This window comes from Microbulbifer variabilis (assembly GCF_052468405.1).
In genome coordinates, this window is sequence record NZ_CP174343.1 from 274,085 (window position 1) to 299,635 (window position 25,551).

General features: G+C 43.1%; 41 protein-coding genes and 2 pseudogenes. 35 read left to right on the plus strand and 8 right to left on the minus strand.

Annotated elements, in window-relative coordinates; translation table 11 throughout:
- The first annotated feature begins 3 nt into the window (after nt 1-3).
- From ACJJJB_RS01565 to ACJJJB_RS01620, 12 genes are all read left to right on the plus strand, one after another.
- Entirely contained in the window at nt 4-387 is a 384-nt protein-coding gene (locus tag ACJJJB_RS01565) for a hypothetical protein (RefSeq protein ID WP_445365587.1), read from the plus strand.
- A gap of 320 nt (nt 388-707) precedes the next feature.
- On the plus strand, nt 708-1,082 hold the full coding sequence (locus ACJJJB_RS01570; protein ID WP_445365588.1) for a hypothetical protein: 375 nt from the start codon (nt 708-710) through the stop codon (nt 1,080-1,082).
- 129 nt (nt 1,083-1,211) lie between these two features.
- Nucleotides 1,212-1,718, plus strand: a complete 507-nt coding sequence (locus tag ACJJJB_RS01575) for a DUF2199 domain-containing protein (RefSeq protein WP_445365589.1) — start codon at nt 1,212-1,214, stop codon at nt 1,716-1,718.
- A 94-nt stretch (nt 1,719-1,812) separates the two neighbouring features.
- Entirely contained in the window at nt 1,813-2,166 is a 354-nt protein-coding gene (locus ACJJJB_RS01580; RefSeq protein WP_445365040.1) for a transposase, read from the plus strand.
- A complete protein-coding gene (locus ACJJJB_RS01585; RefSeq protein WP_445365039.1) occupies nt 2,118-3,005 on the plus strand; it encodes an IS3 family transposase in 888 nt (295 codons plus the stop codon). The genes ACJJJB_RS01580 and ACJJJB_RS01585 overlap by 49 nt, the downstream gene beginning before the upstream one ends.
- 117 nt (nt 3,006-3,122) lie before the next feature.
- The gene (locus tag ACJJJB_RS01590; protein WP_282953159.1) at nt 3,123-3,392 is read left to right on the plus strand and encodes a hypothetical protein; all 270 of its coding nucleotides are present in this window, start codon (nt 3,123-3,125) and stop codon (nt 3,390-3,392) included.
- Between the two features lie 289 nt (nt 3,393-3,681).
- The gene (locus tag ACJJJB_RS01595) at nt 3,682-4,578 is read left to right on the plus strand and encodes a hypothetical protein (protein ID WP_157533268.1); all 897 of its coding nucleotides are present in this window, start codon (nt 3,682-3,684) and stop codon (nt 4,576-4,578) included.
- 94 nt (nt 4,579-4,672) lie between these two features.
- Nucleotides 4,673-5,188 (plus strand): hypothetical protein, encoded by a 516-nt coding sequence (locus ACJJJB_RS01600; RefSeq protein ID WP_445365590.1) that lies wholly within the window; start codon nt 4,673-4,675, stop codon nt 5,186-5,188.
- A 101-nt stretch (nt 5,189-5,289) separates the two neighbouring features.
- Nucleotides 5,290-5,583 (plus strand): hypothetical protein, encoded by a 294-nt coding sequence (locus ACJJJB_RS01605; RefSeq protein ID WP_445365591.1) that lies wholly within the window; start codon nt 5,290-5,292, stop codon nt 5,581-5,583.
- Nucleotides 5,584-5,719: 136 nt separating this feature from the next.
- A complete protein-coding gene (locus ACJJJB_RS01610; RefSeq protein WP_020412084.1) occupies nt 5,720-6,208 on the plus strand; it encodes a hypothetical protein in 489 nt (162 codons plus the stop codon).
- 103 nt (nt 6,209-6,311) lie between these two features.
- The gene (locus ACJJJB_RS01615) at nt 6,312-6,587 is read left to right on the plus strand and encodes a hypothetical protein (RefSeq protein WP_020412085.1); all 276 of its coding nucleotides are present in this window, start codon (nt 6,312-6,314) and stop codon (nt 6,585-6,587) included.
- A 159-nt stretch (nt 6,588-6,746) separates the two neighbouring features.
- Nucleotides 6,747-7,052 carry a hypothetical protein gene (locus ACJJJB_RS01620; protein WP_445365592.1) on the plus strand — a complete coding sequence of 102 codons (306 nt, stop codon included), beginning with the start codon at nt 6,747-6,749 and terminating at the stop codon, nt 7,050-7,052.
- A 563-nt stretch (nt 7,053-7,615) separates the two neighbouring features.
- Here the strand turns inward: ACJJJB_RS01620 and ACJJJB_RS01625 are convergent.
- The 3 genes and pseudogenes from ACJJJB_RS01625 to ACJJJB_RS01635 form a co-directional block, all read right to left on the minus strand.
- Nucleotides 7,616-7,780, minus strand: coding sequence for a hypothetical protein (locus ACJJJB_RS01625; protein ID WP_445365593.1), 165 nt, complete (start codon nt 7,778-7,780; stop codon nt 7,616-7,618).
- A gap of 231 nt (nt 7,781-8,011) precedes the next feature.
- The gene (locus tag ACJJJB_RS01630) at nt 8,012-8,230 is read right to left on the minus strand and encodes a DUF7673 family protein (RefSeq protein WP_445365594.1); all 219 of its coding nucleotides are present in this window, start codon (nt 8,228-8,230) and stop codon (nt 8,012-8,014) included.
- A 174-nt stretch (nt 8,231-8,404) separates the two neighbouring features.
- Nucleotides 8,405-8,650: pseudogene (locus ACJJJB_RS01635) on the minus strand (DNA-binding response regulator); the annotation flags it as partial.
- 195 nt (nt 8,651-8,845) lie between these two features.
- On the opposite strand from ACJJJB_RS01635, the gene ACJJJB_RS01640 reads away from it, so the two are divergent.
- A complete protein-coding gene (locus ACJJJB_RS01640) occupies nt 8,846-9,310 on the plus strand; it encodes a hypothetical protein (protein ID WP_445365595.1) in 465 nt (154 codons plus the stop codon).
- Between the two features lie 45 nt (nt 9,311-9,355).
- Here ACJJJB_RS01640 and ACJJJB_RS01645 read toward each other — a convergent pair whose 3' ends face one another.
- Complete coding sequence (locus ACJJJB_RS01645; RefSeq protein ID WP_445366254.1) at nt 9,356-9,796, minus strand: LexA family protein; 441 nt, start codon at nt 9,794-9,796, stop codon at nt 9,356-9,358.
- A 307-nt stretch (nt 9,797-10,103) separates the two neighbouring features.
- Here ACJJJB_RS01645 and ACJJJB_RS01650 point away from each other — a divergent pair, with 307 nt between their 5' ends.
- From ACJJJB_RS01650 to ACJJJB_RS01685, 8 genes are all read left to right on the plus strand, one after another.
- A complete protein-coding gene (locus ACJJJB_RS01650) occupies nt 10,104-10,430 on the plus strand; it encodes a helix-turn-helix domain-containing protein (RefSeq protein ID WP_445365596.1) in 327 nt (108 codons plus the stop codon).
- Nucleotides 10,414-10,806: a hypothetical protein gene (locus ACJJJB_RS01655; RefSeq protein WP_445365597.1), complete on the plus strand. Its 393-nt coding sequence runs from the start codon at nt 10,414-10,416 to the stop codon at nt 10,804-10,806. Before ACJJJB_RS01650 ends, ACJJJB_RS01655 begins: the two co-directional genes overlap by 17 nt.
- Before the next feature lie 324 nt (nt 10,807-11,130).
- Entirely contained in the window at nt 11,131-11,793 is a 663-nt protein-coding gene (locus ACJJJB_RS01660; protein ID WP_445365598.1) for a hypothetical protein, read from the plus strand.
- A gap of 207 nt (nt 11,794-12,000) precedes the next feature.
- Nucleotides 12,001-12,339, plus strand: a complete 339-nt coding sequence (locus ACJJJB_RS01665) for a hypothetical protein (RefSeq protein ID WP_445365599.1) — start codon at nt 12,001-12,003, stop codon at nt 12,337-12,339.
- A 529-nt stretch (nt 12,340-12,868) separates the two neighbouring features.
- Nucleotides 12,869-14,452 (plus strand): hypothetical protein, encoded by a 1,584-nt coding sequence (locus ACJJJB_RS01670; protein WP_445365600.1) that lies wholly within the window; start codon nt 12,869-12,871, stop codon nt 14,450-14,452.
- 257 nt (nt 14,453-14,709) lie between these two features.
- Entirely contained in the window at nt 14,710-15,087 is a 378-nt protein-coding gene (locus ACJJJB_RS01675; protein ID WP_445365601.1) for a D-Ala-D-Ala carboxypeptidase family metallohydrolase, read from the plus strand.
- A complete protein-coding gene (locus ACJJJB_RS01680) occupies nt 15,087-15,248 on the plus strand; it encodes a hypothetical protein (RefSeq protein ID WP_445365602.1) in 162 nt (53 codons plus the stop codon). Before ACJJJB_RS01675 ends, ACJJJB_RS01680 begins: the two co-directional genes overlap by 1 nt.
- Before the next feature lie 613 nt (nt 15,249-15,861).
- Nucleotides 15,862-16,497, plus strand: coding sequence for a right-handed parallel beta-helix repeat-containing protein (locus ACJJJB_RS01685; protein ID WP_445365603.1), 636 nt, complete (start codon nt 15,862-15,864; stop codon nt 16,495-16,497).
- Nucleotides 16,498-16,516: 19 nt separating this feature from the next.
- Here ACJJJB_RS01685 and ACJJJB_RS01690 read toward each other — a convergent pair whose 3' ends face one another.
- Together ACJJJB_RS01690 and ACJJJB_RS01695 are read right to left on the minus strand one after the other, a co-directional pair.
- A complete protein-coding gene (locus ACJJJB_RS01690) occupies nt 16,517-17,404 on the minus strand; it encodes an IS3 family transposase (RefSeq protein ID WP_445365604.1) in 888 nt (295 codons plus the stop codon).
- A complete protein-coding gene (locus tag ACJJJB_RS01695; protein WP_445365605.1) occupies nt 17,356-17,709 on the minus strand; it encodes a transposase in 354 nt (117 codons plus the stop codon). Before ACJJJB_RS01695 ends, ACJJJB_RS01690 begins: the two co-directional genes overlap by 49 nt.
- Nucleotides 17,710-17,822: 113 nt before the next feature.
- Here ACJJJB_RS01695 and ACJJJB_RS01700 point away from each other — a divergent pair, with 113 nt between their 5' ends.
- From ACJJJB_RS01700 to ACJJJB_RS01720, 5 genes and pseudogenes are all read left to right on the plus strand, one after another.
- The gene (locus ACJJJB_RS01700; RefSeq protein ID WP_445365606.1) at nt 17,823-18,422 is read left to right on the plus strand and encodes a hypothetical protein; all 600 of its coding nucleotides are present in this window, start codon (nt 17,823-17,825) and stop codon (nt 18,420-18,422) included.
- Nucleotides 18,423-18,428: 6 nt separating this feature from the next.
- Nucleotides 18,429-18,482: a hypothetical protein gene (locus ACJJJB_RS01705; RefSeq protein ID WP_445366255.1), complete on the plus strand. Its 54-nt coding sequence runs from the start codon at nt 18,429-18,431 to the stop codon at nt 18,480-18,482.
- Between the two features lie 70 nt (nt 18,483-18,552).
- On the plus strand, nt 18,553-18,873 hold the full coding sequence (locus ACJJJB_RS01710) for an FG-GAP repeat domain-containing protein (protein WP_445365607.1): 321 nt from the start codon (nt 18,553-18,555) through the stop codon (nt 18,871-18,873).
- Between the two features lie 20 nt (nt 18,874-18,893).
- Nucleotides 18,894-19,013, plus strand: coding sequence for a hypothetical protein (locus tag ACJJJB_RS01715; protein ID WP_445365608.1), 120 nt, complete (start codon nt 18,894-18,896; stop codon nt 19,011-19,013).
- Nucleotides 19,014-19,227: 214 nt separating this feature from the next.
- Nucleotides 19,228-19,416, plus strand: a pseudogene (locus ACJJJB_RS01720) (hypothetical protein); the annotation flags it as partial.
- A 320-nt stretch (nt 19,417-19,736) separates the two neighbouring features.
- Here ACJJJB_RS01720 and ACJJJB_RS01725 read toward each other — a convergent pair.
- Both ACJJJB_RS01725 and ACJJJB_RS01730 read right to left on the minus strand, forming a co-directional pair.
- On the minus strand, nt 19,737-20,081 hold the full coding sequence (locus tag ACJJJB_RS01725) for a hypothetical protein (protein ID WP_444902136.1): 345 nt from the start codon (nt 20,079-20,081) through the stop codon (nt 19,737-19,739).
- 167 nt (nt 20,082-20,248) lie between these two features.
- On the minus strand, nt 20,249-20,569 hold the full coding sequence (locus tag ACJJJB_RS01730; protein WP_445365609.1) for a hypothetical protein: 321 nt from the start codon (nt 20,567-20,569) through the stop codon (nt 20,249-20,251).
- Between the two features lie 90 nt (nt 20,570-20,659).
- Between ACJJJB_RS01730 and ACJJJB_RS01735 the strand changes: the two genes are divergently transcribed.
- From ACJJJB_RS01735 to ACJJJB_RS01775, 9 genes are all read left to right on the plus strand, one after another.
- Nucleotides 20,660-21,049: a DUF5675 family protein gene (locus ACJJJB_RS01735; RefSeq protein ID WP_445365610.1), complete on the plus strand. Its 390-nt coding sequence runs from the start codon at nt 20,660-20,662 to the stop codon at nt 21,047-21,049.
- Nucleotides 21,050-21,072: 23 nt separating this feature from the next.
- A complete protein-coding gene (locus ACJJJB_RS01740; RefSeq protein ID WP_445365611.1) occupies nt 21,073-21,420 on the plus strand; it encodes a 3TM-type holin in 348 nt (115 codons plus the stop codon).
- Nucleotides 21,417-21,566: a hypothetical protein gene (locus tag ACJJJB_RS01745; RefSeq protein ID WP_282951535.1), complete on the plus strand. Its 150-nt coding sequence runs from the start codon at nt 21,417-21,419 to the stop codon at nt 21,564-21,566. Before ACJJJB_RS01740 ends, ACJJJB_RS01745 begins: the two co-directional genes overlap by 4 nt.
- Nucleotides 21,567-21,619: 53 nt before the next feature.
- Nucleotides 21,620-21,997 carry a hypothetical protein gene (locus ACJJJB_RS01750; protein WP_445365612.1) on the plus strand — a complete coding sequence of 126 codons (378 nt, stop codon included), beginning with the start codon at nt 21,620-21,622 and terminating at the stop codon, nt 21,995-21,997.
- A 302-nt stretch (nt 21,998-22,299) separates the two neighbouring features.
- On the plus strand, nt 22,300-22,575 hold the full coding sequence (locus ACJJJB_RS01755) for a capsid cement protein (RefSeq protein WP_445365613.1): 276 nt from the start codon (nt 22,300-22,302) through the stop codon (nt 22,573-22,575).
- Nucleotides 22,576-22,582: 7 nt separating this feature from the next.
- Nucleotides 22,583-22,876 (plus strand): head-tail joining protein, encoded by a 294-nt coding sequence (locus ACJJJB_RS01760; protein WP_282951532.1) that lies wholly within the window; start codon nt 22,583-22,585, stop codon nt 22,874-22,876.
- A gap of 164 nt (nt 22,877-23,040) precedes the next feature.
- The gene (locus tag ACJJJB_RS01765; protein ID WP_282951531.1) at nt 23,041-23,367 is read left to right on the plus strand and encodes a DUF5992 family protein; all 327 of its coding nucleotides are present in this window, start codon (nt 23,041-23,043) and stop codon (nt 23,365-23,367) included.
- A gap of 226 nt (nt 23,368-23,593) precedes the next feature.
- Nucleotides 23,594-24,178, plus strand: coding sequence for a hypothetical protein (locus tag ACJJJB_RS01770; RefSeq protein WP_353377216.1), 585 nt, complete (start codon nt 23,594-23,596; stop codon nt 24,176-24,178).
- 258 nt (nt 24,179-24,436) lie between these two features.
- Nucleotides 24,437-25,057 carry a hypothetical protein gene (locus ACJJJB_RS01775; protein WP_444902131.1) on the plus strand — a complete coding sequence of 207 codons (621 nt, stop codon included), beginning with the start codon at nt 24,437-24,439 and terminating at the stop codon, nt 25,055-25,057.
- Nucleotides 25,058-25,551 lie beyond the last annotated feature (494 nt).

Here is a 25,551-nt window from a genome sequence, read left to right on the forward strand (position 1 = left end):
ATAATGCCCAGCTTTTCCCCGATTACAGTGCCAGGCCTGGAGGCCTGGCAGTTCGCCTACACCATCGATGATGGCCACAGTGCCGGCACTATTGTGCGCGCAGCGGTAACTCAGGCCACAGAGCCCGCTAATAGCGATGCTCAGGCTGCTGCCGTACTTAAATGTACGATTGCCGTAATCGACAACCAAAACACAGTACAAACTGATGGTGCCGGCGATCTAATGTCCAGCGTTTATGTAACCACCAAGACTCTGCAGACCGATGCAGGCCAGCCGGTAAACGTCGCCGATCATGCTGCTGATTTAGTGGCTAGTTGTATTGTCGAAGTGGCCAACCGTTTAGCTGTGCATAACTCGATTGCGGCTATGGCGATTCCGAGCGGGTGATACTGGCTGTGGTTTTCAGTAGTGGAGAGGGTGTGCCGCCGGTGCGAAAGCTCGAATTATAGAGCCATGGCTGACATCTACAGAAATTTCCTCCTAACTTATTGATTTAATTATGGGTAAAATGTGTTCAAGAGCGGGAGGTCGAACCAGGCGACTTGAGCCACTGGCTCACTATCTCTGGTTGTTATTTAGACAATAGTTTGTAACCTGCTGTAAATAAAGGCTTTTCTGCGGAGCTTGGAAGCTCCCTCCCAGAAATAGTGGCCAAATGGATAGTGAGCCACTGGCTCTTTAATAAACTGTTATGGCAGGAGCCAAGAATGAAGATATTTATAATAATTTCCGCCGTGTTCTTAACTGCATGTAGCGGCATGACATTCAATACAAATGTGGGACCCTATGCACAAAGTAGGCTAAAAACTGCAATCGTAGAAGAATATTCGCCCACTGAAATTTCCAAATATGATGCCATTACATTGGGTTTTGTTGAGGCTTCGTATTGCCAAGAAAGAATAGATCAACCAAAGCCGAGCAAGAGTGCTTTAGTTAATGATTTGAAAATCAGAACTCACAGCCTGGGTGGTAACGGTGTCGTTGTTGAGGCGTGTGGAAAATCAGCAGTTGGTATTTGCAATCAGTATATGGAATGCCGTGGTGTCGCATACTCCGTCCCGCAGAGGCAGAGCAGGCCATAACAATGCAATGCAGCCGACGTCTTACTTTGTGCACTTTTTGCACGGTCGCTGCGTTCCCATTTTCGTGCAACAAGCACACAAAGTAAGCCGCGGCTGATTGCGGCGTTAGCCGAATAAAGAATTAGAGATATGTCAGGAATATTTAGCTTTACATGTTCATGCTGCGGTGAAGTCCACGAAGGCTCTCCAAGCTTTGGTTTCAAAGCTCCTGATCCGTGGCTGTCACAACCAGATGAAATAAAAGAGAAAGGAAAGATCAGCGATGACCTTTGCTATTACACAGATGAAGATGGCACACATTATTTTGCAAGAGTAATAATAGAAATACCTATTCACGGTGTAGCAGACCCATTCATGTGGGGTGTATGGGTATCTTTAAGTGAACAAAGCTTCAATCATTATATTGAGACTTGGGACGAACCAGATACTGGTAAAGGTTACTTTGGTTGGTTCTGCAGTGAACTTCCTTATTATGAAAGCACTCATTCTTTAGCAACAGATGTAAACCCACAAAGCGAAGGTTCAAGACCAACACTGTGTTTACATAAAGCTGAGCATGAGTTTTATCATGACTTTATTAATGGTATCAGCATAGAAAAGGCGCAGAATATTGCAGAAATTTGCATGCATGGCTAACAAGTTGCCGCACAATCGCCCCTTTGGGGCTGGACAGCCTACGAAACCTTCCCCCATTGAGTAGACGCCTACCTTTTGAATAGGGTAGGAGAAAATGCCGAAAATACTGAGTGAAGAGCGGGTTGTTGAATATTCAACAGAGTTCAAAGTTAGAGTGGTAGCTCTCACTAATCAACTGAAAGTAGATACGACCACTATCGCCAATATTATTGGTTTGCATCCAGTAATGGTGTATAGATGGCGACAGGAAAGTAGAGAAGGCAAGCTGGTCGAGAAGCCCAGCCGTAGAATAAGTATGACCAAGACAACGAAAACTCAGTCTCAAACTGATGACAAAGAGATAAGACGTCTAAAAAAGCAGGTTGAGAAATTGCAAAAGGAGAATGATTTCCTAAAAAAGTGGGAAATGTACCTGAAAGATCCAAAGCTGAAAGATTCTCGTTCATAGCTCTTAATCGATCGGACTTTGGTGTCAGGTACTTATGTAGATACTTGAATGTTTCACCCCAAGGGTTTTATAAGTGGCTCAACCGTGATGAGAGCACTCGAGACATAGAAAATAGACGAATTCTTGGGTGTATCGAAGCTATCTATGCGCAGCATGATGGTAATTATGGAAGTCCAAGAATTAGCGCAGAGCTGAAAGCTAATGGTGAACGAATAAATCACAAGCGCGTTGAACGCCTTATGAGAGAGGCTGGAATCGTGGGGAAAGCTGGAAGGATCTATCGTCGACACCCTTTGCCTGGAAATCCTTGCATTAAGGTTGAAAATTTACAAAGAGAGAATGGTATGCCGAGTAAACCAGACTCTCAATGGGCTGGTGATGTAACCTATCTGAAGATCAATGGGCAATGGCAATATTTAGCTGTGATTATCGATCTTTACTCCCGGAAAGTGTTGGGTTGGGAGCTGTCGGATACTCGATCCGTTGAGCTAACACTGTCAGCGCTAAATAAAGCTGTCCGTCGCAGAAATATAGAATCAGATCTAATATTTCACAGCGACCGAGGTTCTGAGTACGGTGCTTATGCATACCAAAACCGACTCAAAGAACTGGGTATTGAGCCGAGCATGAACCGTCCAGGATTTATGAATGATAATGTGTATGTAGAATCATTTTTTCAAACACTGAAAACTGAGAGTTTCAAAGGGTTTAATTTTGAATCCGTTGAGGAGCTAAGAACTAACTTATCTTGGTATCTTGATAGGTACTATAACTTTAAAAGAAGACATGGTTCACTTGGGTTCAAAAGCCCAGATGAATATGAAAGAATGGCCGCATAAGATGAATATAAGGTGGCGTCTACTTTAAGGGGGGAGGCTTCTACACTGCGTTTCAGCTGCCTGTGGGCAAGGCGTTATGCATCTTAGAGAATTCAAGTGAATACATCAGAGATACAAGTGAAGAAGAAATTTCCTAAGGAAATCGCAATTGCGTTGGCTATAGTCGGTGTACTAGTTTCACTTACACCAATTGCCATTGTTCAAAATGAGCAAGCAGTTTTACCTGCAATATTTGGCCTTGTAATGAACTTCACTCTTATACCTTCCATTTTCCTATTGTTTGGTATTATCCAGAAGTTACGCGATAGGCAGTTCAATTTGTGGAGTGCGTACTACCTTGGGCTTTTTGTTGCCATAATTTTGGCGGGACGGAAGCTGGTGGTGTAGCGGCCATGCATAACAATGCCGGGCAATTTACTCCGGGCCTTCGGCCCTCCGTGGGACAGCTTACCCTGTGCACGTTTTGCGCAGGTCGCCTCACTCTCATTTTTGCACAAATCGTACGCAGGGTAAGCTGCCCCTGCCGGCGGCGTTAAATGTCTGAACCAACCACGTAGAGATTATGAAATGGTTAGTATCCTATTTGTATTGAGCCTTGTGTGCATGGTCGTTTGCCTAGCAATCGCACGGAAAAGGAATCTAAATCGAGTTTTATGGGTTATCTTGGGAGGGCTTTTTGGCCCAACTGCAATACCGTTCGCTCTTTTTCTGCCAAGCAAACAGGATTGAGAAAATGCCTCTTTTACAAAGTTTATGGAGGAAATGCTGTTATACATGTTTCGCCATGCTAGTTCTTGTCCTATCTACGGGTTGCGATAATTTTTCTCCGCTAGAGGGTCATTCACCCGTAGAGGATGAATTTAGCAAGTTAGCTGCTGATGAGCGCATTTTGTTCAAGCCAGGCATGGAGGAAAATGCCCTACTCGTTCAAAAAATCCTAGATGATCAAATAAAACTAATTGAGCGTGTGCATGACAAGCCTTTCTCGAAAAAGGTAATCGTCCATATTTGCGATACGCGAGAATGCTTTAACTCATACACTGGTTTAAAAGGGAGTATTCTTGCTGCTGTAACTTCAAACGGCCTATTCCTCTCATCCTATGTGATTTCAAACGAGGACTATCCCATTTGGCTGGCGCATGAGTTGTCGCACCTACACTTATTCCAGCAGGTCTCAATATTCAAAGCCACATTTATACCTCAGTGGTATCACGACGGTTTAGCAACCTTTGCGTCTAAAGGTGGCGGTGCTACTCGTGTCAGTAAAGAGCAGGCCCTAACTTCTATTCGTTCAGGGAACCATATCGTTGCGGCAGACAAAGGGGCACTTTTTAGCACACGCTGGCCACTGAATTATCCGCCCTCCGAAGATGCTTGGACGCAGCAGCATATGGACTATCGCCAAGCATCGCTATTCTATGAGTTTATTCACCCACGAGGGGGTATAAAGTTACTTCGGGCTATAGAAAATGGAGAGAAATTTGGTAATGCATTCTTGTCTGTGTATGGAAAAACACCGGAAGAAATGTTTCGGCAGTTTAAAGCAGAAATTAGTCCAAATGAATCACAGTAAAGCATTTAACAAATGGCGGCAATTCGCACGCTGCGCGTGCCGGACTCAGCACTACGTGCTTCGCCGTTGCGCCAGGCGTTAGGTGCTCGTACATATGAGAATCTTCGTATTACTTTTAAGCCTTATTTTTTCACCTGTACTATTCGGTGAAAGTACTGGCTGGAGTACATATATTAGCGAGTATGGCTGGGCTACGGTTTCCGATACACATCAGGGAGAGCGTTCACTCTCAGAAGCAATCGCTCTTGTTCCTGATGACGTTTGGCTAAAGCACTTTCGAACATTCCCATCGGGGGAGGATGTTAAAATGCAAAAGGAGCTGCATAATTTCCTAGTATCAAAATATCCAGAACTTCACAATGAAGCCTTAGCGTCGGCTGGAAATATGCACAATCCTAAGGTGGTCTCCTTACGCGCAGCCTTTCAAGAGGCGTTGATGTCAACAAGCTTGGTCACACGAATTAACGCATCACTCAAGTCGAGGTGCGAGCGCATTACATCGGCCAGCTTCGAGAAGTTTACAATTCGTAAAAACGGCAATCAGCCTACCTATAATGCTATGGTTTGGCTTAGTTCCGAAAAATGCACCCAACAAGGCGATCAAGACTGACGGCTATTCCGTCGCTTGTTTATGTGGCGGTCGCTACGCTGCCACAACACAATCAACTACATAGCTGCAGCTTACCGCGACGTTAAGTTTCAGGAGTAATAATGGACCCAATAGTAATTGGTTTAGTTTATGCAGTAGCAGGATCGGTGATTCTGTGTCTTACATTAAAACTATTCAAGGTTGAATTTAAATTGTGGCAACCAATTCTAGCAAGTGTTGTTGCAGGGTTGTGTGCAGCGTTAATACCTAATAATGGTGCAGGAATCATATCGCTAGCAGCTTTACTTGCAACTATGAAGTTTACAACAGATGAAGATTGGGAGGACTTGATGTACCCAGTATTCATCACTAGATTCGCATTAGTCCCAGTCTTAATGATGTTTGGCACATGGTAAACTTAACAAATTACTCAAGTGCGTTCCGGCCACAAAAAAGCGTGACCTCCACCGGACAGCCTTTTATGCATTGCTGTCGCACTGCACAAAAGTTTGCCGCTTAACAAGGCGTTAGAGCTCTCTAGGTAGTTACGAAATGGTATCTGAAGGTCCTGTGTTCTCATTGGGAGAATATATCTCTGAGCACAAAGATGATGATTGTGGTACGTGGGAGAATGGTCACGCTCCTTATATTGAGTATGTTCTAAATCAATTTAATGAACAGGAATCAAAGGAATTCAGTGAAAAGATATGGATGTGGTCAGATTTTCACTTGTATATGCTGGCAGATCCAATTCTCTTTTGTAAAAATGAATATATTGATCGTTATTTTTTATATTCAAAAATATTTGGTCAGGTTGGTGATGTGGAATACTTGGAATACTTAGCTGAAAACCTACGAGCTGTTATTCTTAACTCGAAAATGAAAAATATGGATAGTGATTTTCTGAGCAGGATAAAGAGCAATCTAGTTAAGATAATTGAAACAACAGATAACCCGAATTGGGCCGATGCACATAATCAATTAATCAACTTATTGATGGAAGAGATTCTGAAGAATGACGGGGAGAAAGCATGTCTCTAGTGGTAGCTAAAATTCGTCAAATTCTAACTCCACCGGACAGCCTACACAGCGTTCTGGCTGCCGTTTAGCAAAGCGTTATGAATCGAGTAGATTTTTGAGGATTATGAGTAATAAAGTTATTTTTATAATGGCCTTTTTTATGGTTGTTTGTGGGGTAGGTTGTGCAAGCCAAGAGGATCTTCTCCATGCTGATCTTTGGTCTGATGATTCATATATAAACACTCCTAAAAACAGTGAGGCTGCACAGGATCTAGGCAAAACACCTCGGGCTAGAATGTTGGAACAACGAAATATTGATAAAGAGAGAAAGAATCAATCATTAAAAGATCAGTTACTTGATGATTTAATTTTGGGTAAAGATGGAAAGATTAATTTTTAGCCTAATGTCAGTAGTACTCAAAGTATGGTGTCTCCGGCAAATCCATACAAAGCCATTAGATTCACTCTGGCCAAAAAGTACGTGGCCTCCACTGGACTACCTCCGCGTTGCTCCGGCACCCGTTTATGGCGGCGTTACCTAGAAAAAGAAAATCGAATCATGAAAGAACCAGAACTAATCGTCATCCTTCTAAATCTAGTCATCGTGCTTATTGCATATTTCATGATTTATCCTAAGTTAGCAGGGGCAGATGGGAATAAACTAGCAATTAGTGATATTTTTGCACCAGGCATATCGATAATAATAGCTGGTACCTTGTTCTGGAATTCAGGGCAAGAATTTAATGCCTTGTTTTTTAAGCTGAACTGGTTTTGGTTTACATTATTCACATATGCTGCAATAGAGATACCTTTAATGCTTTGGTATTACAAAAGAAACAATATTTGGGAATCGTTCAGCAGCTAAGAAGCACATCAAACATCTTCCAGCCGAAATTGGTAATAAAACTATTTTCAGAAACCATCTAAACTTTTGCAGGGGGACTCTTTTCCTGGGGGGTATCCGGAAGAAATGGGAGATGACATCGCCAGCCTATACGACTGGGTAGGATATTTTCCGAAGGTGGCGACTTGAGTGCGAATAAGCCTGTTTTCCCTGATGTCAAAATGTATCTTGTGTTTGGCGGGCTAGACATTGAGTATTGAAACCAGTGTTTTTTCATATAAAATTATAGCGTTACATTTTTGTGTGCGGAAGACTGGCAGTGTTGAGGTCAGCGGTTCGATCCCGCTTAGCTCCACCAAATTATCGTTGTAAATCAACGACAAAAAACCCGCTCAAGCAGCGGGTTTTTTTGTGCCTGAAATTTAAGTTCATATTAAGTCCGCCAATTCCTTTGGGGGTAAACAGGCTAAGCGACTTCTAACTGGTAATTAGCTTCGGCCCAAAACTCTAATTTTGTATAAATTTACAGTGATACACTTTGTTGGACTTGGCCGATAAAGTGATTGCGAATAGTTTTTCCTTTTTCACACTGCCTCCTGGTTATTCACAGTTTGTTTTGGGGGCTGACCTTGGGTAGCTTCAGAGTGCGCGGCTATCTGCTCGCGCATGCCGTTTATTTGTAACTGCTGGGTTTCTACTGTGGCCATCAGGTCTTGGGTGATTTGCAACAGCTGGGAGAATTCATTCATGGCCTGTGCCTACCACTTTCTTGAACCGGCCTATTGCCGGCTCCCAGTGCTTGCAGAGCTGGCAAGCCCAGCCGCGTAATAACAGCTTCCCGTTAAATACTGGCTCTGCGAGTTTTCCACAGAGAGGGCAGCGTATTCTTGGGAGCTGCTGGGCCTGGTTCACGCTGCTCCCTTCCTTTGGGTTTCAAGGTGAGACCACTCGACGCAAAGGGTGCGAAACTTTTTCTCGCCTTACGCAATGACGTTTTGGGGGTCTTTACCTGTAATTAAGTTGAGTGCGTGCTGATCGTTATCCCCATCCAGTAGAGCGAGTTCGGCAACGGGGACCGTGAAATCATTGCTATTCCAGGCTGAAAGCAATACCTGTGCAGCTATCGCGCTAGCGCCGGAGTAGCCGTTGGCTACGGTGAGTAGGGTATCCACACTCTGTATTGGGCTGAAACTACTCATGCCGCATCACCTCCAAACGGAGGCCAATCATCACCCTGCGGAGGTCGAGCCAACGCAGGTTTTGGCTGTGTGTGGTGGTCTTTATGGCTTGAGGCAACGATTGGCCTGGTATAACCACTGGGGTGTGTTATATCGCGTTGAGTTAGGGCTGTTGGAGTACATAGACTTTGGCGGTCATACGATTCCCTCGCGGTTATTGCGGATGCGGAGTGTTCGAATAGTGGGGCGGCGTTGGATACGGGTGCGTAATTGCTCTTGTGCACCCTTACCAATACCGCTGAAAACTGAGGCGATCAGAGCGAACTGAGTTAATCCGTGCTTTACCGCCTTGGCCACCGCTTTAGTACTGTTGCGAGCATGCAGTTTGTAAAAGCATTCCGTCAACAAGTTGGTGACATTGGCTACAGAGCACTGCATAGCTTCGGCGGTCTCTTTGTTGGAGAGGCCGCGGGCGCGATGTGTAAGCGCTTCAGCTTGGCGCTAGTGACCTTAGGTTGCATGCTGTTTGTATTTTGATGCCCTGTCCTTGGTTAACAACCACAGTAGCCGAAGGTTAATTTTTTAAAAGCTCCTCTCCTTGATATGCTCAGCGAGCGCTTATCACGGAGGATAAGAATGAAAAAACTAAGATATGCAGTAGTAGGAGTTCTGCTGGCGGCTGGCCTTGGTGGTTGTAATGCAACGAACGAGACGCCAATGATTATTAGTGAGTACTTTGCTTTAGAGCACCTTTCAACAAAGCAAGAAGTATTGAGTAAGGCGAGGCAAGCTTTGTTGCGGGATGGGTTTCAGATTTTGTCCTCTGATTTAGAGGCGGGTTATATCTCTACATCCCTAAAAAACTGGAAACTTACGCCGGAGCAGGCCAATTGTGGTGCTAACGAGGGCAGAGATTATTTAGAGGATAATTACACCAAGACAGAAGTCGCCTTTAATGTGGTTGTTGATGATAGGGATGTGATTGTTCGCTCAAATATTCAGGGCGAATACTTACCGGGGAAGCCGGCTCAAGATCTCACTTTGAACTGTGTCTCTCGCGGTGTTATTGAAGTTGAGATGGTCAAAAAGATTCTGATGTGATTATCAGCATTCAAAAAGGCCCGCTACTGCGGGCTTTTTTGTGTCCTACTCAGGTGTGTAGGAGCCAATAATTACGCCACAAAAGGATATATCTTTGCCTGTAACTTCCATCGGGGAGTAGGTTGGGTTGATGGGTCGTAGATAAATATGGCCCATATCTTCTGTATAGCCTTTGAAGGTGACCTCACCATTTATTTTGGCGATAACTCGGCAGCCATTGGTCAGAGGTTTGTAGGGGTCGACAAAAATGATTGTCCCTTCTGGATAAGAGCGCTGGCCTGCGTAGGGGCTAGTCATGCTATCGCTATTTGCTCGTAATGCGAAAGCGCGGTCTGAGTGAGCAGCGGAGTAGGGCAGCCAAGCTTCGGCTTCCCCTGGCTCTAGTAGGTCTACGGCTTCACAAAATGCTCCCGCCTGCACCCAGCTAATCAGTGGAATTCTTCCTTGGGTTCGTGGTCCTTGCGTAACATTGCTTTCCTCCTTGATACCTAGCTCACCAGGTCCACTGCCGGCACCGGTAAGAGGGCGATACCTCCGAAACTCTGTAAAAAAATCGAGCTAGGTACCCAGCTGGTTGTTACCCGTGCTCGCCTGCGCCCTGATATATTTGGTCCTTTGGGCGACCAAGTAAGTGTTGATATCCAGTGAGCAAGCTAACTGGGCATAAGTTTGCTGGTAAAACCTGAAGAACAATCATTTTCAAATCCCTCTGTTGCGACATGGTGATTCTGCTGCTTGTGGAGTAGGGCGGTAATTCGGTGCGCTATATGGAAAACTATACAGGAGGTGGGTGGTGAGCTTTGAAGCTGCGGCATGGGCTATTAAACGCAGGACCAGAACACCAACAGCAAAGCTGGTTTTAATCGCGTTGGCCGATTGCCATAACAGTGATACCGGGCAGTGTGACACGGGCAATGCGTACCAGGCCGACGTTGCGCAATGCACGAAACGTTCAGTGATCAATGCCATCGAAGAGCTGGAAGAACTGGGCTACCTGAGCGCCGAAAAATCCAACGAGCGCAGAACCAATTATGATCTCTTTTTACACGTAAACCGATGCAATGATTTCACCGGTGAAAATAAAACACGAACCGGTGAAATCTGTGCACCCAACCGGTGAAAATGACAACACGCCCTTCTCTATAGAACCAGTAAGAACCAATAAGAAACCAGTAGAGAGAGGCACAGTTCCAAAACGCGCCAACCCCAAACGCGGCATACGCTTGCCTGGAAACTGGGTTCTCGCGGACAAATTCCGCACCGAAGCCCAACGCCTCCGCCCAGACCTGATCCCCCGAATCCACGACATTGCCGAAAGCTTCCGCGATTACTGGATATCCCAACCCGGCCAGCGGGGCGTAAAACTCGATTGGCTCGCCACCTGGCGCAACTGGCTAAAACGCGAGAAGTACTTCGCACCCCAACCCCGGGGGTCAGGGCAACAGCGAACACGGAGTCTCAGCGCAGTCGAAATCGCAACGGATACCAACTGGTAAAACCCAATCACCAAGGAGAGCTCACCATGTGCACAGTCACCATCCCAGAAGCCATCGCAAGGATTTCCACAACCAACCCCAGCAGCCCCCTAGCCGTATTCCGCACTAAGTACGCTCACCTTGTGGAAGTCGTGTTCGCGAATACGGTGGTTACCCAATTCTGGATAAACCAGGGGCATATAAATTACCTCGGCACGTATCACCGAGATAATTTGCACGCGGCTGAAAGGCGGTTTCAGGATTATTTCGAGAGCATGCCGAAGGCAGCATGATGGGACGCTTGGCTGGTTTTTGGTTGCTTGATAATTGCTTGGGGGGCATGACATGAGATTCGATAGTGCTAGACAAGCGTGGCACGACGCCTTTGATAGCTCCACAGCTGCATTTGATTATGAAGCCATGGGCGGCAGAAGTACGGTTTCCTCAGCTGGGAGAGGGCGAAAAGTTGTAATTCGCGGAGAGGTACAGGGCAGGGCCAACCAAGTTATTTGCCGGGTTGCAGCCCCAGCACTAGTTGCGAAAGAAACCCCCGGAGCCAAGGACAGCAGCAACCGTATCATGGATGCCTGCGAAAAGGGCTTGATTCAAGATGTAGTCGCCAAGCTGCGAGCAAGTGATCCACTAGCCTACTGCTGGGGCATGGCCGCCTACGCCCCGCCAGCCTCAAGAGTCAAAGAGCGAGCGGCACTATTGCAATACTTGATGTCTGAGTTTGACCAGTGGGGGGAGCCGCACCCAAGAGAAAAGGTTATCCAGCTGGCGCTATTTTGTATTAATGCGTGTGCACTGCGCGATGTAAATGGTCGATTAATAGACCTAGGCCATGCGCGGACAATTTTAGGATGTGACAAAAAGCGTTGGGATAGGGAGTGGGTAAAAATTTGGAAGCGCCTACAGCGGCGTTTGGACCCATTACCCGCAAGAGCTTTAGGGCCTATTTCTGAGGTTGTGCAGGAGTACAGAGGGCGGCTTAAAGCCGCTTGTTGACAGCTTTGTCCTGAGGGGGTATAAATTCCCTAGCACGCAGTTTTTCTGCTTTGCAGGAAACCCGGCCTTCCCAGCCGGGTTTTTTATATCCCGATCATGGGTCATGGATGAATGAGGGCCTTCTGTCTATGACTGTATTTAAGAAATATTAGATCGGTCGATGATATCCTTAAAAATTTATCTTAATAATTATTGATTGAGCTTTGGATGAAAAAATTAGCATTAGTCGTATTTGGTTTTTTGTTCTCTCTTGAAGTCGCTGCTGCGAGTAGTGGATTTGTGGATATATCTGATAATAATATTCAACTTATAAATAGTAGTGGAATGAGTAGACTTCTTGTTTACGGCGTAACCATGAGCGGTACGACATGCACTAATACAGATGTTCCGATATTGTTTTTCAGCGAAAGTGATATAGCTAAAGAAATGTATTCCATGATTCTGTCTGCTAAAGTGACAGGAAGAAAGGTAGATATAATTGCTGGTGAATGTGTGAGTCTAGGGGGAGTTACCTATAATTCCATCACCTCTGTCTATATGAATTGAGAGTAGAGTGGTTAAGTAAATATTTTTATCGGTGCTAACTTAAGTGGCCAAAATCAGTATTCAGTTTTAACTCTTTGTCTCTGTTGAAAAGTAACCCGGCTACTATAGCCGGGTTTTTTCGTTTCTGGGGCTTTATTTTCATCTCTCGGTGAACTTTGTACTTGGCTTCATTTTGGACAACCTGTCCGCTTCTAATTTTAGGAGGAAATAAGATATTTCCCTTGTCATAAAAATTAACAGATGACTTTACAAACTTTATTCCTAGAGATTTAGCTATTTCATCTCATGGAAATTATCTAACTTTTGCTAAAAGCTTAAGCGGTTAAAAACTCATGCATCTGTAGACATGATATTGACTAATCAGATGTCAGAATCTCTCTATTGATTTCCGCGATAAATGTAAATAAACAAAAGTGAATATGCGATTATTGAAAGCTATGGCAAATATGATCTTGGTTGTTAAGTGTGAATTTGGATAAGCACTTGCCTAGGTCACTCAGAGCGTATCAATTAAGTAAAGGAGCTACTTGTGAAGGCATTAATTGCATTTGCTGCAATCACATTGATGACATTAAGTACAAATGTTATTTCAGATGACAATACCGCAATATTGATTCAAGTTGGTGGCGGCAATCTAGCCAATACAGATCAATCAGGCCTAACGACCCAAAATAACTTAATAGTTCAGACTCAAATTGGTACCTCTAATGAATCAGTTGCCGCGCAAAATGCTGGTACCAATAGCAGTGAAGCAACACATCTACAGAATGGTGAGTTAAACTTTTCTAGTTCGTCCCAGATTAATGACACCTCTCTTAGTAGCATCTCAATAGTGCAGCTGGGGCAATCAAATGAAGGCTTTGCAGAGCAAGGCAATATCTCTCTAAGTGCTGCATTGGTAGGTCAAGTAGGATCATCGAACCAAGCATTTGTTGGCCAGCGTGATGTTGAAACCAGTTTTGCGAGTTCTAACCAAGTTGGCTCAATGAATGTGTCTTTCTTGGCTCAAATTCTTACCTTTGAAAGTATCGCTTTGATCAATCAACTGGGATCTATGAATCAAGCTAGCCTAGCTCAATCGGGTCCAGTCATGGCAAGTATTGCCTTGATCAATCAATTCGGTGATATGAATGGAGCTAGCCTTGGCCAAATAGCGGTTAGCGAAAGCAGTGCTTCAATCAACCAAGTAGGTTCTACGAATTGGGCCAGTATTACCCAAATTGGAGCGATGGCGAGTAGTGCTTTTATTAATCAGTTGGGCTCCACAAATGAAGCTATTCTCAGCCAAGGGAATGGAGTTGCTGGAAGTGTTGCTTCCATGAATCAAGTGGGTCAAATGAATATTGGAGAAGTGGGCCAACTTGAAGCTATTGATAGTACTGCGTTTGTTAACCAGTTTGGTTCCATGAATATGGCTGGCACTGATCAGAATGAGGTTACTGGAAGTGGGGCCCTGGTCAATCAATTGGGCGCTATGAATGAAGCTAACGTTTTTCAAAATATGGTTACTTCAAGCAGTAGCACTATCAACCAGTTAGGTACCATGAATATTGCAGGAAACGGCCAAAATACCGCCGCAGCAAGTAGTACTTCAATTAATCAAATAGGTTCTATGAATGCAGTTGGTATTGGCCAGGGTACGATCACATCAGTTCATAATTTTATAAATCAAATAGGTGTAATGAATGTTGTCGGAATTTCCCAGGGGGGTACAGAAAATACAATCTCGCTTAATCAATTAGGCGTCATGAATAGTATTGGTATATCTCAGTCAGGTACAGAAGGCTCTATTAGTTCGAATCAAGTAGGGTCTATGAATGAGGCTAGACCTTTCCAAATTTTTGTTGCCGATAGTAGCGCCTTGACCAATCAAGTGGGGGTTATGAATGACGCGAACATTAATCAAAGTACAACTTTAGAAACCAGTGGATCTATCACTCAAATAGGTTCTATGAATGATGCAGATATTACCCAGCCATCCGCAGTACTTAGTGTTGCTTCTACCACTCAATTAGGAATTGGTAATAGCCATACAATTAACCAAGCTGGAGTTGGTCAAACCGCTGTAGTAGTTCAGATAGGAAATGGTAATGTAGGAACAATTACCCAGTGATAACAAGTTTTCCATCGCGATTTAGTTAAGATTTGCTTTACAGTATTAGACTTCCATTGCGAGCGAAACTGCTATCATTAGGTGATTCCTGGAGCTGCAGTATGTTGTTGTAACTAGCTTTTGTGAATGACCTGTTATGATCTTTTGACTTCCTCAATGTTTGACTATTGTAGAAAAATATTCTCTCTATAAGTCCTGACCAAAAGCTAAATTCTTAAGGCTCGCTTAATGCGAGCTTTTTTATTTCTGGTAATTCAATGTTCAATAATGACTACTTCCTAAACAGGGAAATGGCTTGTCATTGCTGTGGCAAAAATCATTTTAAAGATGAAACACTCAGACGCTTGATTCGAGTCAGAGAGCGTTATGGCAAACCAATGATTATTAATTCCGGTTACCGCTGTCCAGCTCATAACGTCAGATTAAATGCCACTATGGCCCATGCCACCGGCCAGGCTGTTGATGTTTCTGTAGCTGTGAGCGGGGCGCATAAGCTTATAAGAATTTCCTTAGGAGAGGGGTTCACCGGTATAGGAGCGAAGCAGAAAGGGCTAATCAAAGAGCGGTCTATTCATTTGGATGACCTTAGTTCAATTTCTGGCGAGCATTCGCGCCCTACGGTATGGAGCTATTAATGATTTTAGCTATATCCGACCTATTCGGAAAAGCCATAGACAAGGCGTTCCCGGATAAGGCGGAAGCTAACCGACTCAAAGAGCGGGTGGTACTACTACGATACTTGATGAGTGAATTCGACCAATGGGAAGAGCTGTACCTTTCAGAGAGATTTAGCTAGTTGGCACTATTTTGCATTAATGCGTGTACGTTGAGTGATGCGAATGGGCGATTAATAGACTAGGGTCATGCGCGGACAATTCTACGATGTGACAAAAAGAGTTGGGATAGGAAGTGGATAAAAATTTGGAAGCGCTTGCAGAGGAGTTTGGACCCTTTACCCGCAAGAACTTTAGGACCTGTTTCTGAAGTTGTGTAAGAGTACAGAGGGCGGCTTAAGGCCGCATGCTGACAGCTTTGTCCTGAGTAGGTATAAATTCCCTAGTACGCAGTTTTTCTGTTTACAAAAAAAACCAGCTCCCTCACCTGAGTTTTTTGTGTCTAAATATTCTACATGTTAATTTGTGAGTTGATAGACTGTCTATTTCTAATATGCCTATCCTTTATAAATATTGATCAAGTCTGCTTGATGATATTGGAGTAAAAATTGGTACAAACATTGGTTTGTCTGTTTTGGTAATTTGCATTTGTGTACCAATTTGTCCCAAGCGAGAGTTATTAAATATACTGAAATCGAATTAACTGGCTTGACTAGTGGGTGTTAAAAATATATTGAATTTTGTGAGCGTATTGGTGTTAACTTTTAAGTGAATATTTTTTAAAGGTATAAATAAATGGCCATCAGGTTTAAACTTTCTTTATTTTTAGTGCTTGTGTTTTTCTCAGGGGGTGTTTTTTCTCAGTCCTTACTCTACTCAAGTGAGTTTGATTTGAAAAGAAAGGGTGGGGGAGAATTGTATGGTAGTTGGGTTTCAGTAAACCAGGCGAACTATATTGTTTCTACAAGAGAAGAGCTTCAGAATGCTTTGGCTCAGGCTTCCGCTGGTCAAATTGTATATGTCAGTGATAACGCAGAAATAGATTTAACAGGATACTGGGATTTAGATATTCCTAGCGGAGTTACACTTGCTTCTGGCAGGGGACAGGATGGAGCTTCTGGAGGACTTCTTTTTACAGATGAAATGAGTAAGAGGGGGTTTTTCAATTTAGGTGATAGATCCGACATCAGGATTACAGGTCTTAGATTTAAAGGGCCATTTGCGGGGATCGAAACAGATGATTGTGGTAATAGAGATGCTGATGGTATACGAGTAACGTCATCTTCTTCTGTTGAAATTGACAACAAAGAGTTCTTTGCTTGGCCCTTTTCGGGAATCAAGATTAATTCTTCAAGAGCAATTGACATACACCATAATCATATACATCACAATCGGCGAAGTGAGAGAACGAAGTCTCCCCCCTTAAAGTAGACGCCACCTTATATTCATCTTATGCGGCCATTCTTTCATATTCATCTGGGCTTTTGAACCCAAGTGAACCATGTCTTCTTTTAAAATTATAGTACCTATCAAGATACCAAGCTAAGTTAGCTCTTAGCTCCTTAACGGACTCGAAATTAAACCCTTTGAAACTCTCAGTTTTCAGTGTTTGAAAAAATGATTCTACATACACATTATCATTCATAAATCCTGGACGGTTCATGCTCGGCTCAATACCCAGTTCTTTGAGTCGGTTTTGGTATGCATAAGCACCATACTCAGAACCTCGGTCGCTGTGAAATATTAGATCTGATTCTATATTTCTGCGACGGACAGCTTTATTTAGCGCTGACAGTGTTAGCTCAACGGATCGAGTATCCGATAGCTCCCAACCCAACACTTTCCGGGAGTAAAGATCGATAATCACAGCTAAATATTGCCATTGCCCATTGATCTTCAGATAGGTTACATCACCAGCCCATTGAGAGTCTGGTTTACTCGGCATACCATGCTCTCTTTGTAAATTTTCAACCTTAATGCAAGGATTTCCAGGCAAAGGGTGTCGACGATAGATCCTTCCAGCTTTCCCCACGATTCCAGCCTCTCTCATAAGGCGTTCAACGCGCTTGTGATTTATTCGTTCACCATTAGCTTTCAGCTCTGCGCTAATTCTTGGACTTCCATAATTACCATCATGCTGCGCATAGATAGCTTCGATACACCCTAGAATTCGCCTATTTTCTATGTCTCGAGTGCTCTCATCACGGTTGAGCCACTTATAAAACCCTTGGGGTGAAACATTCAAGTATCTACATAAGTACCTGACACCAAAGTCCGATCGATTAAGAGCTATGAACGAGAATCTTTCAGCTTTGGATCTTTCAGGTACATTTCCCACTTTTTTAGGAAATCATTCTCCTTTTGCAATTTCTCAACCTGCTTTTTTAGACGTCTTATCTCTTTGTCATCAGTTTGAGACAGAGTTTTCGTTGCCTTTGTCATACTTATTCTACGACTGGGCTTCTCGACCAGCTTGCCTTCTCTACTTTCCTGTCGCCATCTATACACCATTACTGGATGCAAACCAATAATATTGGCGATAGTGGTCGTATCTACTTTCAGTTGATTAGTGAGAGCTACCACTCTAACTTTAAACTCTGTTGAATATTCAACAACCCGCTCTTCACTCAGTATTTTCGGCATTTTTTCCTACCCTATTCAAAAGGTAGGCGTCTACTCAATGGGGGAAGGTTTCAACAGAAGGTTGTCGTTTTTATGGGCTTGGTTATGGCGTTGTTACTGACACTAGTCAGGATATGACTATTAGGCATAATCTTTTTCACCATAATCGTCATGATATTGCTAGTGCGGGTAGTATAGATGAATGGACAGAGTATGAAGCGGCATACAACCTAGTTTTAGGTGGAGCTAATAGCCATAGCTTTGATGTTCATGGAGGTGATGATAAAGATCATCGTGATGATCATAACGCTGGTCATTATTTTTTATACCACCACAATATTTTTTATAATCCCAACTATACTGCGGATAAAGTTAGAGGAATACCTATTAAGGGGGCATGGGTCTTTGATAACGTTTTTTCTCATGATGATAAAGAGTTTGCTGATCGACAGCATTATGTAACAGGGAATTTAATTGTTGGAAAAGATGAAGTTGGAGTAGAAAAGCCTAACGTTTATGGCGAAAAGGTGCCAGGTTATTGGAGTATTTCTTACTCTGGTGATCAATATTGGAAATGGCGTCGATTTGAAGATGAAGATTTTAATAACTTTGGCTGGGGAGACTTTGATGGCGATGGTGCGACTGACGCACTTCTTGCTAATGGCTCAGATTGGTTTACATCTCTAAAAGCAAAGGGTGATTTAACCAAATTGATTTCTTCGAGTGTTACTTAAGATAAGTTGCGATTTGGTGACTTTAATGGTGATGGAAAAACTGATGTTTTTCAGAGCTAGTGGTGAAGGATGGTATGTAGTGTAGTCAGGAAAAGGAACCTGGAATAGAATTGGTACTTCATCTACAACAGTGGATAGCCTTTCTTTTGCTGATTTTGATGGCGATGGTATAACTGATATTGTTCATAACTCTAAAGGGACGTGGTCTGTATCTTGGTCTGGAACTTCCGGGTGGAAGACGCTAAATACAAATATGCCTGACTTTTCAGATTCAGTGATTGGTGATTTTAATGGTGATGGAATCGCAGACGTATTAAAGGCTGATGGTACTTACTGGTGGGTAAGTTTATCAGGTCAGGATCCATGGATAAAATGGGGGATATCGAAAATAACTGTGGATAGAATGAAGCTTGCTGATTTTGTGGAGATGGTACTAGTGATATTTTTATAGTAAGCAATTCTGACTGGTTGGTGTCTTTCTCCGGAAAGTCTGGATGGGAGAAAATTAATGCATCTTCTGTTTCTATTCAAGATTTAGTGATCAAAGATTTTAATGGTGACGGAAAAGCTGACGTGTTAACTAAGTTTTGATAGTGATTTAGCCCCTCCTTCATATGAGAGGGTTTTATACTCTAATCTAAATCTACTGGTTGTTATAAAGTCCGCTTTAAGCGGGCTTTTTTATTTGTGATGATTTAATGTTCGAAAATAACTATTTCTTAAACCGGGAGCTAGCTTGTCGCTGTTGTGCAAAAAGCATTTTAAAGATTAAATGCTAATGCGATTAATTTGAGTTAGGGAGCGTTATGGCAAACCCGTGATGATTACTTCTGGTTCTCAGCGTCCAGCTCAAAACGAAAAATTGAATGCGACCATGACCCATACCTCTGGGCAGGCTGTTGATGTTTCTGTGGCTGTAGGTTGGGTGCAAAAGCTAATCAAAATTGCCTTAGAAGAGAGTCTCACCGGTATAGACGTGAAACAAAAGGGCTGATCAAAGAGCGATTTATTTGGATGACCTTGTTTCAATTTCTGACGAGTGTTCGTTCAAACAATTTTAGGGTGTGCCGAAAAGCGTTAGGATAGGGATTAGGTAAAAATTTGGAATCGCTTGCAGCAGAGTTCGGACCCTTTGCTCGCAAAAGCTTGAGGGCCTGTGTCTGAGTTTGTGCAGGAGTACAAAGGGCGGCTTAAAGCCGCTTGTTGACACCTTTTTCCTGAGGAAGTATAAACTCCTCAGCATGCAGTTTTTCTGCTTTGAATAATTAAACCGGCTATTGAGCCGGTTTTTTACACCCTGATTACATAGAAGTTTTAATTAACAATGTAACCCCAACTCCAGTTTTCGATTTGGGAGTATGTTTTGCATGAGCTAGTCCCAACAGCATGTATTTTTTTGCCTTGAGCTTGAGCTGCCAGAAGCATTGAATATATAGCCGCGCCGCCATTTTCATTCGTGTCGAAAGCAAGCATATCTTTATAGTTGGAGGCAGTACAATCGGCGGGTTCATAGTTTAGGTCAGACTTGAATTTGACATGCCCTTTTCCTGACTCGTCGATACGTACATACTCAATATCAAATGAAGATGCGATGCCAGCTGCACTGGTGATTGATGAGTAAGATAAGGCAATGGCAATCGGTAATATTAATTTTTTCATGGTAAGATTTTTTATGTTTATTTATAAAATATTCTCATCTAAAAGTAATAAATTTGATCTGTAGGTGAGTTTGATGCTCTTATGTTTTGATTTACTTCTATATACGGGTAGTAATTAGTTATCCCATGGTAGAGTTTATTTGTAGTGAGTATGCGGCCTTTTGAAAATTAATAAATCCTAACATAAAGAATACGAGGGTTTGTTCCGCAACCCGATGTAATCTCAGGGTCATAAGTGATCATTACTTCTCTATTACCCATAAGGGCTGCTAAAACTATAGATTGAATATCATCAGAACCTTCGTCATCTTGAATTCTAAATGCCAAGAGCTCTCCAGTTGATTTACTTTCTAGCTGTACCGTTCGACAGTTTGGCGAATGGTGTCCTTCAGTAAATATAATTTTACCGCGAACATTAGTTGAGTCCGCCGAAACAAAATGTGCAGCTGAAGCTAAAAGTAATGCCCCCAGAGTTTTTTTTAGATTCATGTTTCTTATCTGTCTTATTAAAAGGGAGGAGTAGCTTACTTATTTTTTGACTACTTTCAACCAAAAAACTAAATAGGAAATTTCTACCTCATGGATTTTAGCCTGACAAGATTTGCCTATGGGTCGAGTGCTACTTTGGGGCGATTGAGTTTGTATGGTCGAACCTTCTATACGGTAGAGCGTCCATGGTTGGGTAATCGACCGTTTGAGGGCTGTATCCCTGAGGGCCTATACCTCTGTGAGCCCTATAGTTCTGCCAAGTATCCTAACGTGTGGGAACTAAAGAAAGTTCCAGGTCGCTCGACAATCCTGATTCACGCCGCCAACGACGCCTCTGATGTTCAAGGAGGTATTGGAATTGGTATGCCTCTTGCTCCGGGTGCCTGGTGGGTAACCCAGTCGCGCAAAGCTATGAAGGGATTACGAGGCGTTTTGCTACCAAGATTTGAATTAAGTGTCACTCACTATATTTCGGAATAACCATGATTACAGCTATATAAGAGTTGATTCGTAAGGTTATAGATAAGGCATTCCCTGACAAGACTGAGGCTAACCGTCTCAAGGCTAAGGTGGATGCTAAGCTCATTACAATGGACCTGGAGGAGCTCAAGCGGGCTACCCAGGTGATTACTACGGAAGCTATAGGTGACTCATGGATACAGAGAAACTGGCGACCGCTAACAATGCTGACGTTCGTAGGATTGATCGTGGCTCATTGGCTGGGGTGGACCGCTCCAAACCTCGGCAAGGAACAAGCGCTCGCCCTCCTGGGGGTAGTAAAAATCGGCCTCGGTGGTTATGTCGTGGGGCGCAGCGCTGAGAAGGCTATCAAAACCTGGAAGCAGTCATGACTTTCCAGGGCGCAGTAAAAGAAATAACAGAAAAAACCAGTTATCTCACTGCTGTTAGTGTAGGCACTTTTGCCGGGTGGCTTGCAGATAACTGGTTAGGTTTTGCTGGTGTACTGATAGCTGCAGCAAGCCTTGCCGTTAACTAGTATTACAATCACAATAGATAAAAAATATAGGAAAGGCTGTAGGGAAAACTCTGATGAAAGTCAGTGTTAGCCTGGATACCTCAGCATTTGATCGTGCTTCTGCTGATCTGCAGCGTCAACTCCCTTATGCTAGCTCTGTAGCCCTAAATAATGTGGCCTTTCGTATCCGGGGAGAAGAGCGCACAGCTATCTTGAATATCCACCCCAAATTCCTGCTGTGTGATATTGCCGATGAGAGTGCCGCAAAGGTTGCCTCGGAGTCAGAGTTTGAAGTAGGTGTTTCTGAGAAATCCAACACTGTACCCAACAGCGTGCGCAATATTGCCAGCATGATCTCCGATGGTCGCCTCTGCGGGCACAATAGCTGGTACGTCAATGCTGACCCGGTAGCGCACGACACTATCGAAGTGCTCTACTTGGACGGCCAGTAGGCCCCAGTACTGGAACAGCAAAACGGCTCGAATATCGACGGGGTGGAACTCAAAGTGCGCCTTGACGCCGTCACCAAAGCCTGGGACGCAAAAGGTATAGTGAAACCCCCTAAAACCTAATATCCAACTCAGCTTGAAAGAATCCGAAAAGGGCCACTTATTGCGGCCTTTTTTATTGCAGTAGCTCTAACCCAGGCGGGGAAATGAAATGGCTACTAATTTTGTACAAGACGGGTGCATGCTGGATTAAACCAATAACACCAGCGCAGCTATCGCTTACGGCCAAGTAGTGGCCATCGGCGGTGGCCCTTGACAATATTGCGATTGGAGCGAGCGGGATCGTCGCCATTGAAGGCGTATTCATGGTGCCAAAGGTAACCGGGGTAGTGATTGGCCAGGGGCAAACCCTTACCTGGGATGTTTCCGCAGAAGCCTTTGATGATGCTACAGCTACAGCTACAGCTACAGCTAAAGCTGCAAGCGGCGATATCACCGGTCACACTGCCTTCGCCGCAGAGGATGGTGTTACCAGTGTTGGAGTGAAGTTTACCGGCGTACCAGGCACGGTAAAAGCCTAGGTGATTTATGGACCTGGACCAAAGAGCCGCGGAGCGCGCGTTTCGCAAATTGGATAAGCCCGCTACCTATACAGACGGTAGCGGTGGTGAGTCTATAGAGTGCCGAGTGATTTGCGAGAAGGACCTTGATGGATTTTCTAAAGAGCGGGTGCGGGTACAACGCATTGAGTTCAGCTTACTAGTGAGTGAGGTAGGAGCTCATAGCGTCGAAGCTATGATTAACCTTAATCGGCAGAAATTCAAAGTGCGTCAGCTGTTGGAGGATGATGGGGTTGTGCGGCGGGTACAGAGGGATGGGTAGTCCAAGCTGGCAGATCAGCAGGGAATATCTGATTACTGTGGCTGAAATTTATAGAATTGTTTAAAATAACGAATGGAAATTTGCCGAGATAGCAGTTACAACTGTGGATAATTGTCACCAAAAGCAAGCTTCCAGTAAAATTTTATATTAGCGAAGAGGGATAAATGAAAAAGTATTTGGTTCTAGTATTGATGTTTATTTCGATGAATTCATTTGCTGGTGCAGGATATATTACCACGGGTGCTACAGTGACAAAAGTATCAGCAACTTCACAGAATGCAGATGCTTTTTGGGTATGGTATTCATCAGGTACAGATAAGTGCTCAGGAAAGGTAAAATTTCAGCTTGCTAATGCAGGGACTGAAGGAGTATTTCAACGAACTTTTACGCTAGCAACGACAGCTTTAGTTTCTGGCAAGCGAGTTGATGTTTATAGTTATACGGATGATACTGATTGTTTGTCAGCGGTTTCAATCGATCTAATTGGTTAGTTTAATTTTTTAAAATATTCCCTAAAAGATATAAGTCAGCGAAAATGTTGAGTTTTAAAGAAGCTACCATAATTTTACACTCTTAATATTGCATTAGGTGAAGTCATTTAAATAGCTTGCTTGGTTTTTCCGCGATTAGGGGCGGGAGAAGTTTTGGTTTAGAGTAGCTCTCTTTCTAGATTTTATATTGAGCGTCAAGTTGTCAATTTATTAAAGTAGGAATTACATGAAAAAAATTTTGAAACTAACAGTAGTAACTTTGGCAGTCTTTCTATCAGGATGTGGGCTAATCAAAGAAAAAAGACAGTTAGCTATTTCAGAAGTCTACACAAGTTTAGACTCAGCTGCCTCAGAAGTTCCTTCCATGTTAAAGCTTAGTAGAGGGGATTCGCTTCAAATAGAAATTAGCGAAGGTCTATCACCTCGCCTAAAAAGAGGTGAACATACAGATTATTTTGAAGTGGTAGAAGTTGAGGGTGCTAAAGAGACGGAATTCTCTTTAGTGCTTCACGCCATGTGTGATTGCTTAGGTTTGAGGAAATGGGCAGTGCTATCAGAAGTATACTTAGTTAGCCCTTCTGGCAAACAAGTTGAGTTGCATCGGTCAGGTTTGCAGTCTATGACGGTTGCAGGTGAATTTAAGGAAATGGGTCCTCACAAGTTTATTATTATTGCTTCCTCTAAATATGAAGGTCAGAAAATGGGAAGTATTGACGGTTATCTACCACTTGGTAAACCTGCACAAGTTATTGAACTTAGCTTACCTTTAACTGTTCACCCCACAGGTACGCTAAAGGTTGAATATGAGTAAACTTAAATATGGAATCATAATGATTCTGGCTTGCTTGTAACTTCGTGTGCGACTTACAATCAAAAAGAAATTGTTAATACTTATCTTGCAAAAAAAGATACTTCATATAAGAAGTTTCCTATAAAGAATCTCTTTTCTTATGCGAATGACTGCAAAAATCAAGGTGAGAATGAATTTTGCTCTTGTGTTGAATAGGCTAAAGACTCTTCAGGTAAATTACCAAAACCCGAATTTGGATTGGTAGACGAGGAGAAATATATGGATCAGGCACTTCCTGCTCTAATGGATTATTTCGATAAGTTAGAATCTTGTGAAGTGTTTGCGCCGATTTCAATTGATTTTGAAGTGCCGGCCAATACGGCTGTCGCAGAAAGAATTTTGCTGGAAAATCAAGATAAAATACTCACGCCAGAAAATTCTAGTGATATTGAAAATATTCAGAAAGAGATAGGGTGGACTTTCAAAGTTAGTAGTGTCAAAAAGAAGCCCAGCTTTACTAGAGGGAGCTTTGTATATACGGGGAGAGTTGGAGATCAGGAGAGGTTTGATTACTCAGGTAGTGATTCAAAGTATGCCTATATTAATGGTGTAAGGCATTTTCTTGACAAAAAACAGAGCCCAAACATATTTAAAGTTAGTGGGTTGGGTGAGTGTAAGTTTGTATTGGGAGAATGCATATATGGACCTCCTGGTGATAGAAAGAAAGTTTTTACTGTTTTTGAAAATGGTGTTTGGATTCATAATGTTGGAGCTCTTTCAATAAGGCATAGGATGTTAAAAAAAATGATCTACGATAGAAGTGGAATTCCTCTTTATGAATATTGGGAGAAGCCCAATTTTACATATGAAGCAATAAGACATGAAAAAAAATATTTTTAGGGTGAATGTAGCTGGTTTTTGTGATGATAGTTATATCTAAATGGGCTCTAAAATAGGATCTCCCTTTAAATTTGTCTAGTCATCACAGAAAAGGTACTTCGGTTTCAAGGCGCTGCTGTGCTATCGATATCTGAACCCGCACTAGCGGGTTTTTTTATGCCCGAAACTCCTGGAGCGACCCCTAATGACCCAACGCATAACAATACGCGATGCCGTACAAAGCAAGCTACAAACCCTATCCGGCTAAACATTCCCACCCCTTGGGACCACAGAAGATATAGATTCAAAAAAGGCTATCGGCTATTGGGCTGGGCTTTACTACCGAAAAAGCTGGTCACGACATTCATGGCGGTAACAATCGACAGCTGAATCTATTTATATCTAAACTCTTTTTCATGTTTTTTTGTACCCTAGGTTTATCAAATGAGGAGTAAGTTTTGGCTCCTGAAGCTCGAGGATTTGTTAACCACTTAATTGTTTTAAGCTAAAAGCGA

What these genes read in the sequence shown, in the direction of transcription:
- ACJJJB_RS01575 (WP_445365589.1), top strand. Translation starts at nt 1,212, where the DNA reads ATGTCAGGAATATTTAGCTTTACATGTTCATGCTGCGGTGAAGTCCAC.
- ACJJJB_RS01620 (WP_445365592.1), top strand. Translation starts at nt 6,747, where the DNA reads ATGAAAGAACCAGAACTAATCGTCATCCTTCTAAATCTAGTCATCGTG.
- ACJJJB_RS01570 (WP_445365588.1), top strand. Translation starts at nt 708, where the DNA reads ATGAAGATATTTATAATAATTTCCGCCGTGTTCTTAACTGCATGTAGC.
- ACJJJB_RS01665 (WP_445365599.1), top strand. Translation starts at nt 12,001, where the DNA reads ATGAAAAAATTAGCATTAGTCGTATTTGGTTTTTTGTTCTCTCTTGAA.
- ACJJJB_RS01660 (WP_445365598.1), top strand. Translation starts at nt 11,131, where the DNA reads ATGAGATTCGATAGTGCTAGACAAGCGTGGCACGACGCCTTTGATAGC.
- ACJJJB_RS01750 (WP_445365612.1), top strand. Translation starts at nt 21,620, where the DNA reads ATGAAAGTCAGTGTTAGCCTGGATACCTCAGCATTTGATCGTGCTTCT.
- ACJJJB_RS01565 (WP_445365587.1), top strand. Translation starts at nt 4, where the DNA reads ATGCCCAGCTTTTCCCCGATTACAGTGCCAGGCCTGGAGGCCTGGCAG.
- ACJJJB_RS01735 (WP_445365610.1), top strand. Translation starts at nt 20,660, where the DNA reads ATGGATTTTAGCCTGACAAGATTTGCCTATGGGTCGAGTGCTACTTTG.
- ACJJJB_RS01625 (WP_445365593.1), bottom strand. Translation starts at nt 7,780, where the DNA reads ATGAATGAATTCTCCCAGCTGTTGCAAATCACCCAAGACCTGATGGCC.
- ACJJJB_RS01760 (WP_282951532.1), top strand. Translation starts at nt 22,583, where the DNA reads ATGGACCTGGACCAAAGAGCCGCGGAGCGCGCGTTTCGCAAATTGGAT.
- ACJJJB_RS01600 (WP_445365590.1), top strand. Translation starts at nt 4,673, where the DNA reads ATGAGAATCTTCGTATTACTTTTAAGCCTTATTTTTTCACCTGTACTA.
- ACJJJB_RS01695 (WP_445365605.1), bottom strand. Translation starts at nt 17,709, where the DNA reads ATGCCGAAAATACTGAGTGAAGAGCGGGTTGTTGAATATTCAACAGAG.
- ACJJJB_RS01615 (WP_020412085.1), top strand. Translation starts at nt 6,312, where the DNA reads ATGAGTAATAAAGTTATTTTTATAATGGCCTTTTTTATGGTTGTTTGT.
- ACJJJB_RS01580 (WP_445365040.1), top strand. Translation starts at nt 1,813, where the DNA reads ATGCCGAAAATACTGAGTGAAGAGCGGGTTGTTGAATATTCAACAGAG.
- ACJJJB_RS01680 (WP_445365602.1), top strand. Translation starts at nt 15,087, where the DNA reads ATGATTTTAGCTATATCCGACCTATTCGGAAAAGCCATAGACAAGGCG.
- ACJJJB_RS01675 (WP_445365601.1), top strand. Translation starts at nt 14,710, where the DNA reads ATGTTCAATAATGACTACTTCCTAAACAGGGAAATGGCTTGTCATTGC.
- ACJJJB_RS01640 (WP_445365595.1), top strand. Translation starts at nt 8,846, where the DNA reads ATGAAAAAACTAAGATATGCAGTAGTAGGAGTTCTGCTGGCGGCTGGC.
- ACJJJB_RS01725 (WP_444902136.1), bottom strand. Translation starts at nt 20,081, where the DNA reads ATGAAAAAATTAATATTACCGATTGCCATTGCCTTATCTTACTCATCA.
- ACJJJB_RS01610 (WP_020412084.1), top strand. Translation starts at nt 5,720, where the DNA reads ATGGTATCTGAAGGTCCTGTGTTCTCATTGGGAGAATATATCTCTGAG.
- ACJJJB_RS01730 (WP_445365609.1), bottom strand. Translation starts at nt 20,569, where the DNA reads ATGAATCTAAAAAAAACTCTGGGGGCATTACTTTTAGCTTCAGCTGCA.
- ACJJJB_RS01605 (WP_445365591.1), top strand. Translation starts at nt 5,290, where the DNA reads ATGGACCCAATAGTAATTGGTTTAGTTTATGCAGTAGCAGGATCGGTG.
- ACJJJB_RS01770 (WP_353377216.1), top strand. Translation starts at nt 23,594, where the DNA reads ATGAAAAAAATTTTGAAACTAACAGTAGTAACTTTGGCAGTCTTTCTA.
- ACJJJB_RS01745 (WP_282951535.1), top strand. Translation starts at nt 21,417, where the DNA reads ATGACTTTCCAGGGCGCAGTAAAAGAAATAACAGAAAAAACCAGTTAT.
- ACJJJB_RS01630 (WP_445365594.1), bottom strand. Translation starts at nt 8,230, where the DNA reads ATGAGTAGTTTCAGCCCAATACAGAGTGTGGATACCCTACTCACCGTA.
- ACJJJB_RS01700 (WP_445365606.1), top strand. Translation starts at nt 17,823, where the DNA reads ATGACTATTAGGCATAATCTTTTTCACCATAATCGTCATGATATTGCT.
- ACJJJB_RS01775 (WP_444902131.1), top strand. Translation starts at nt 24,437, where the DNA reads ATGGATCAGGCACTTCCTGCTCTAATGGATTATTTCGATAAGTTAGAA.
- ACJJJB_RS01685 (WP_445365603.1), top strand. Translation starts at nt 15,862, where the DNA reads ATGGCCATCAGGTTTAAACTTTCTTTATTTTTAGTGCTTGTGTTTTTC.
- ACJJJB_RS01765 (WP_282951531.1), top strand. Translation starts at nt 23,041, where the DNA reads ATGAAAAAGTATTTGGTTCTAGTATTGATGTTTATTTCGATGAATTCA.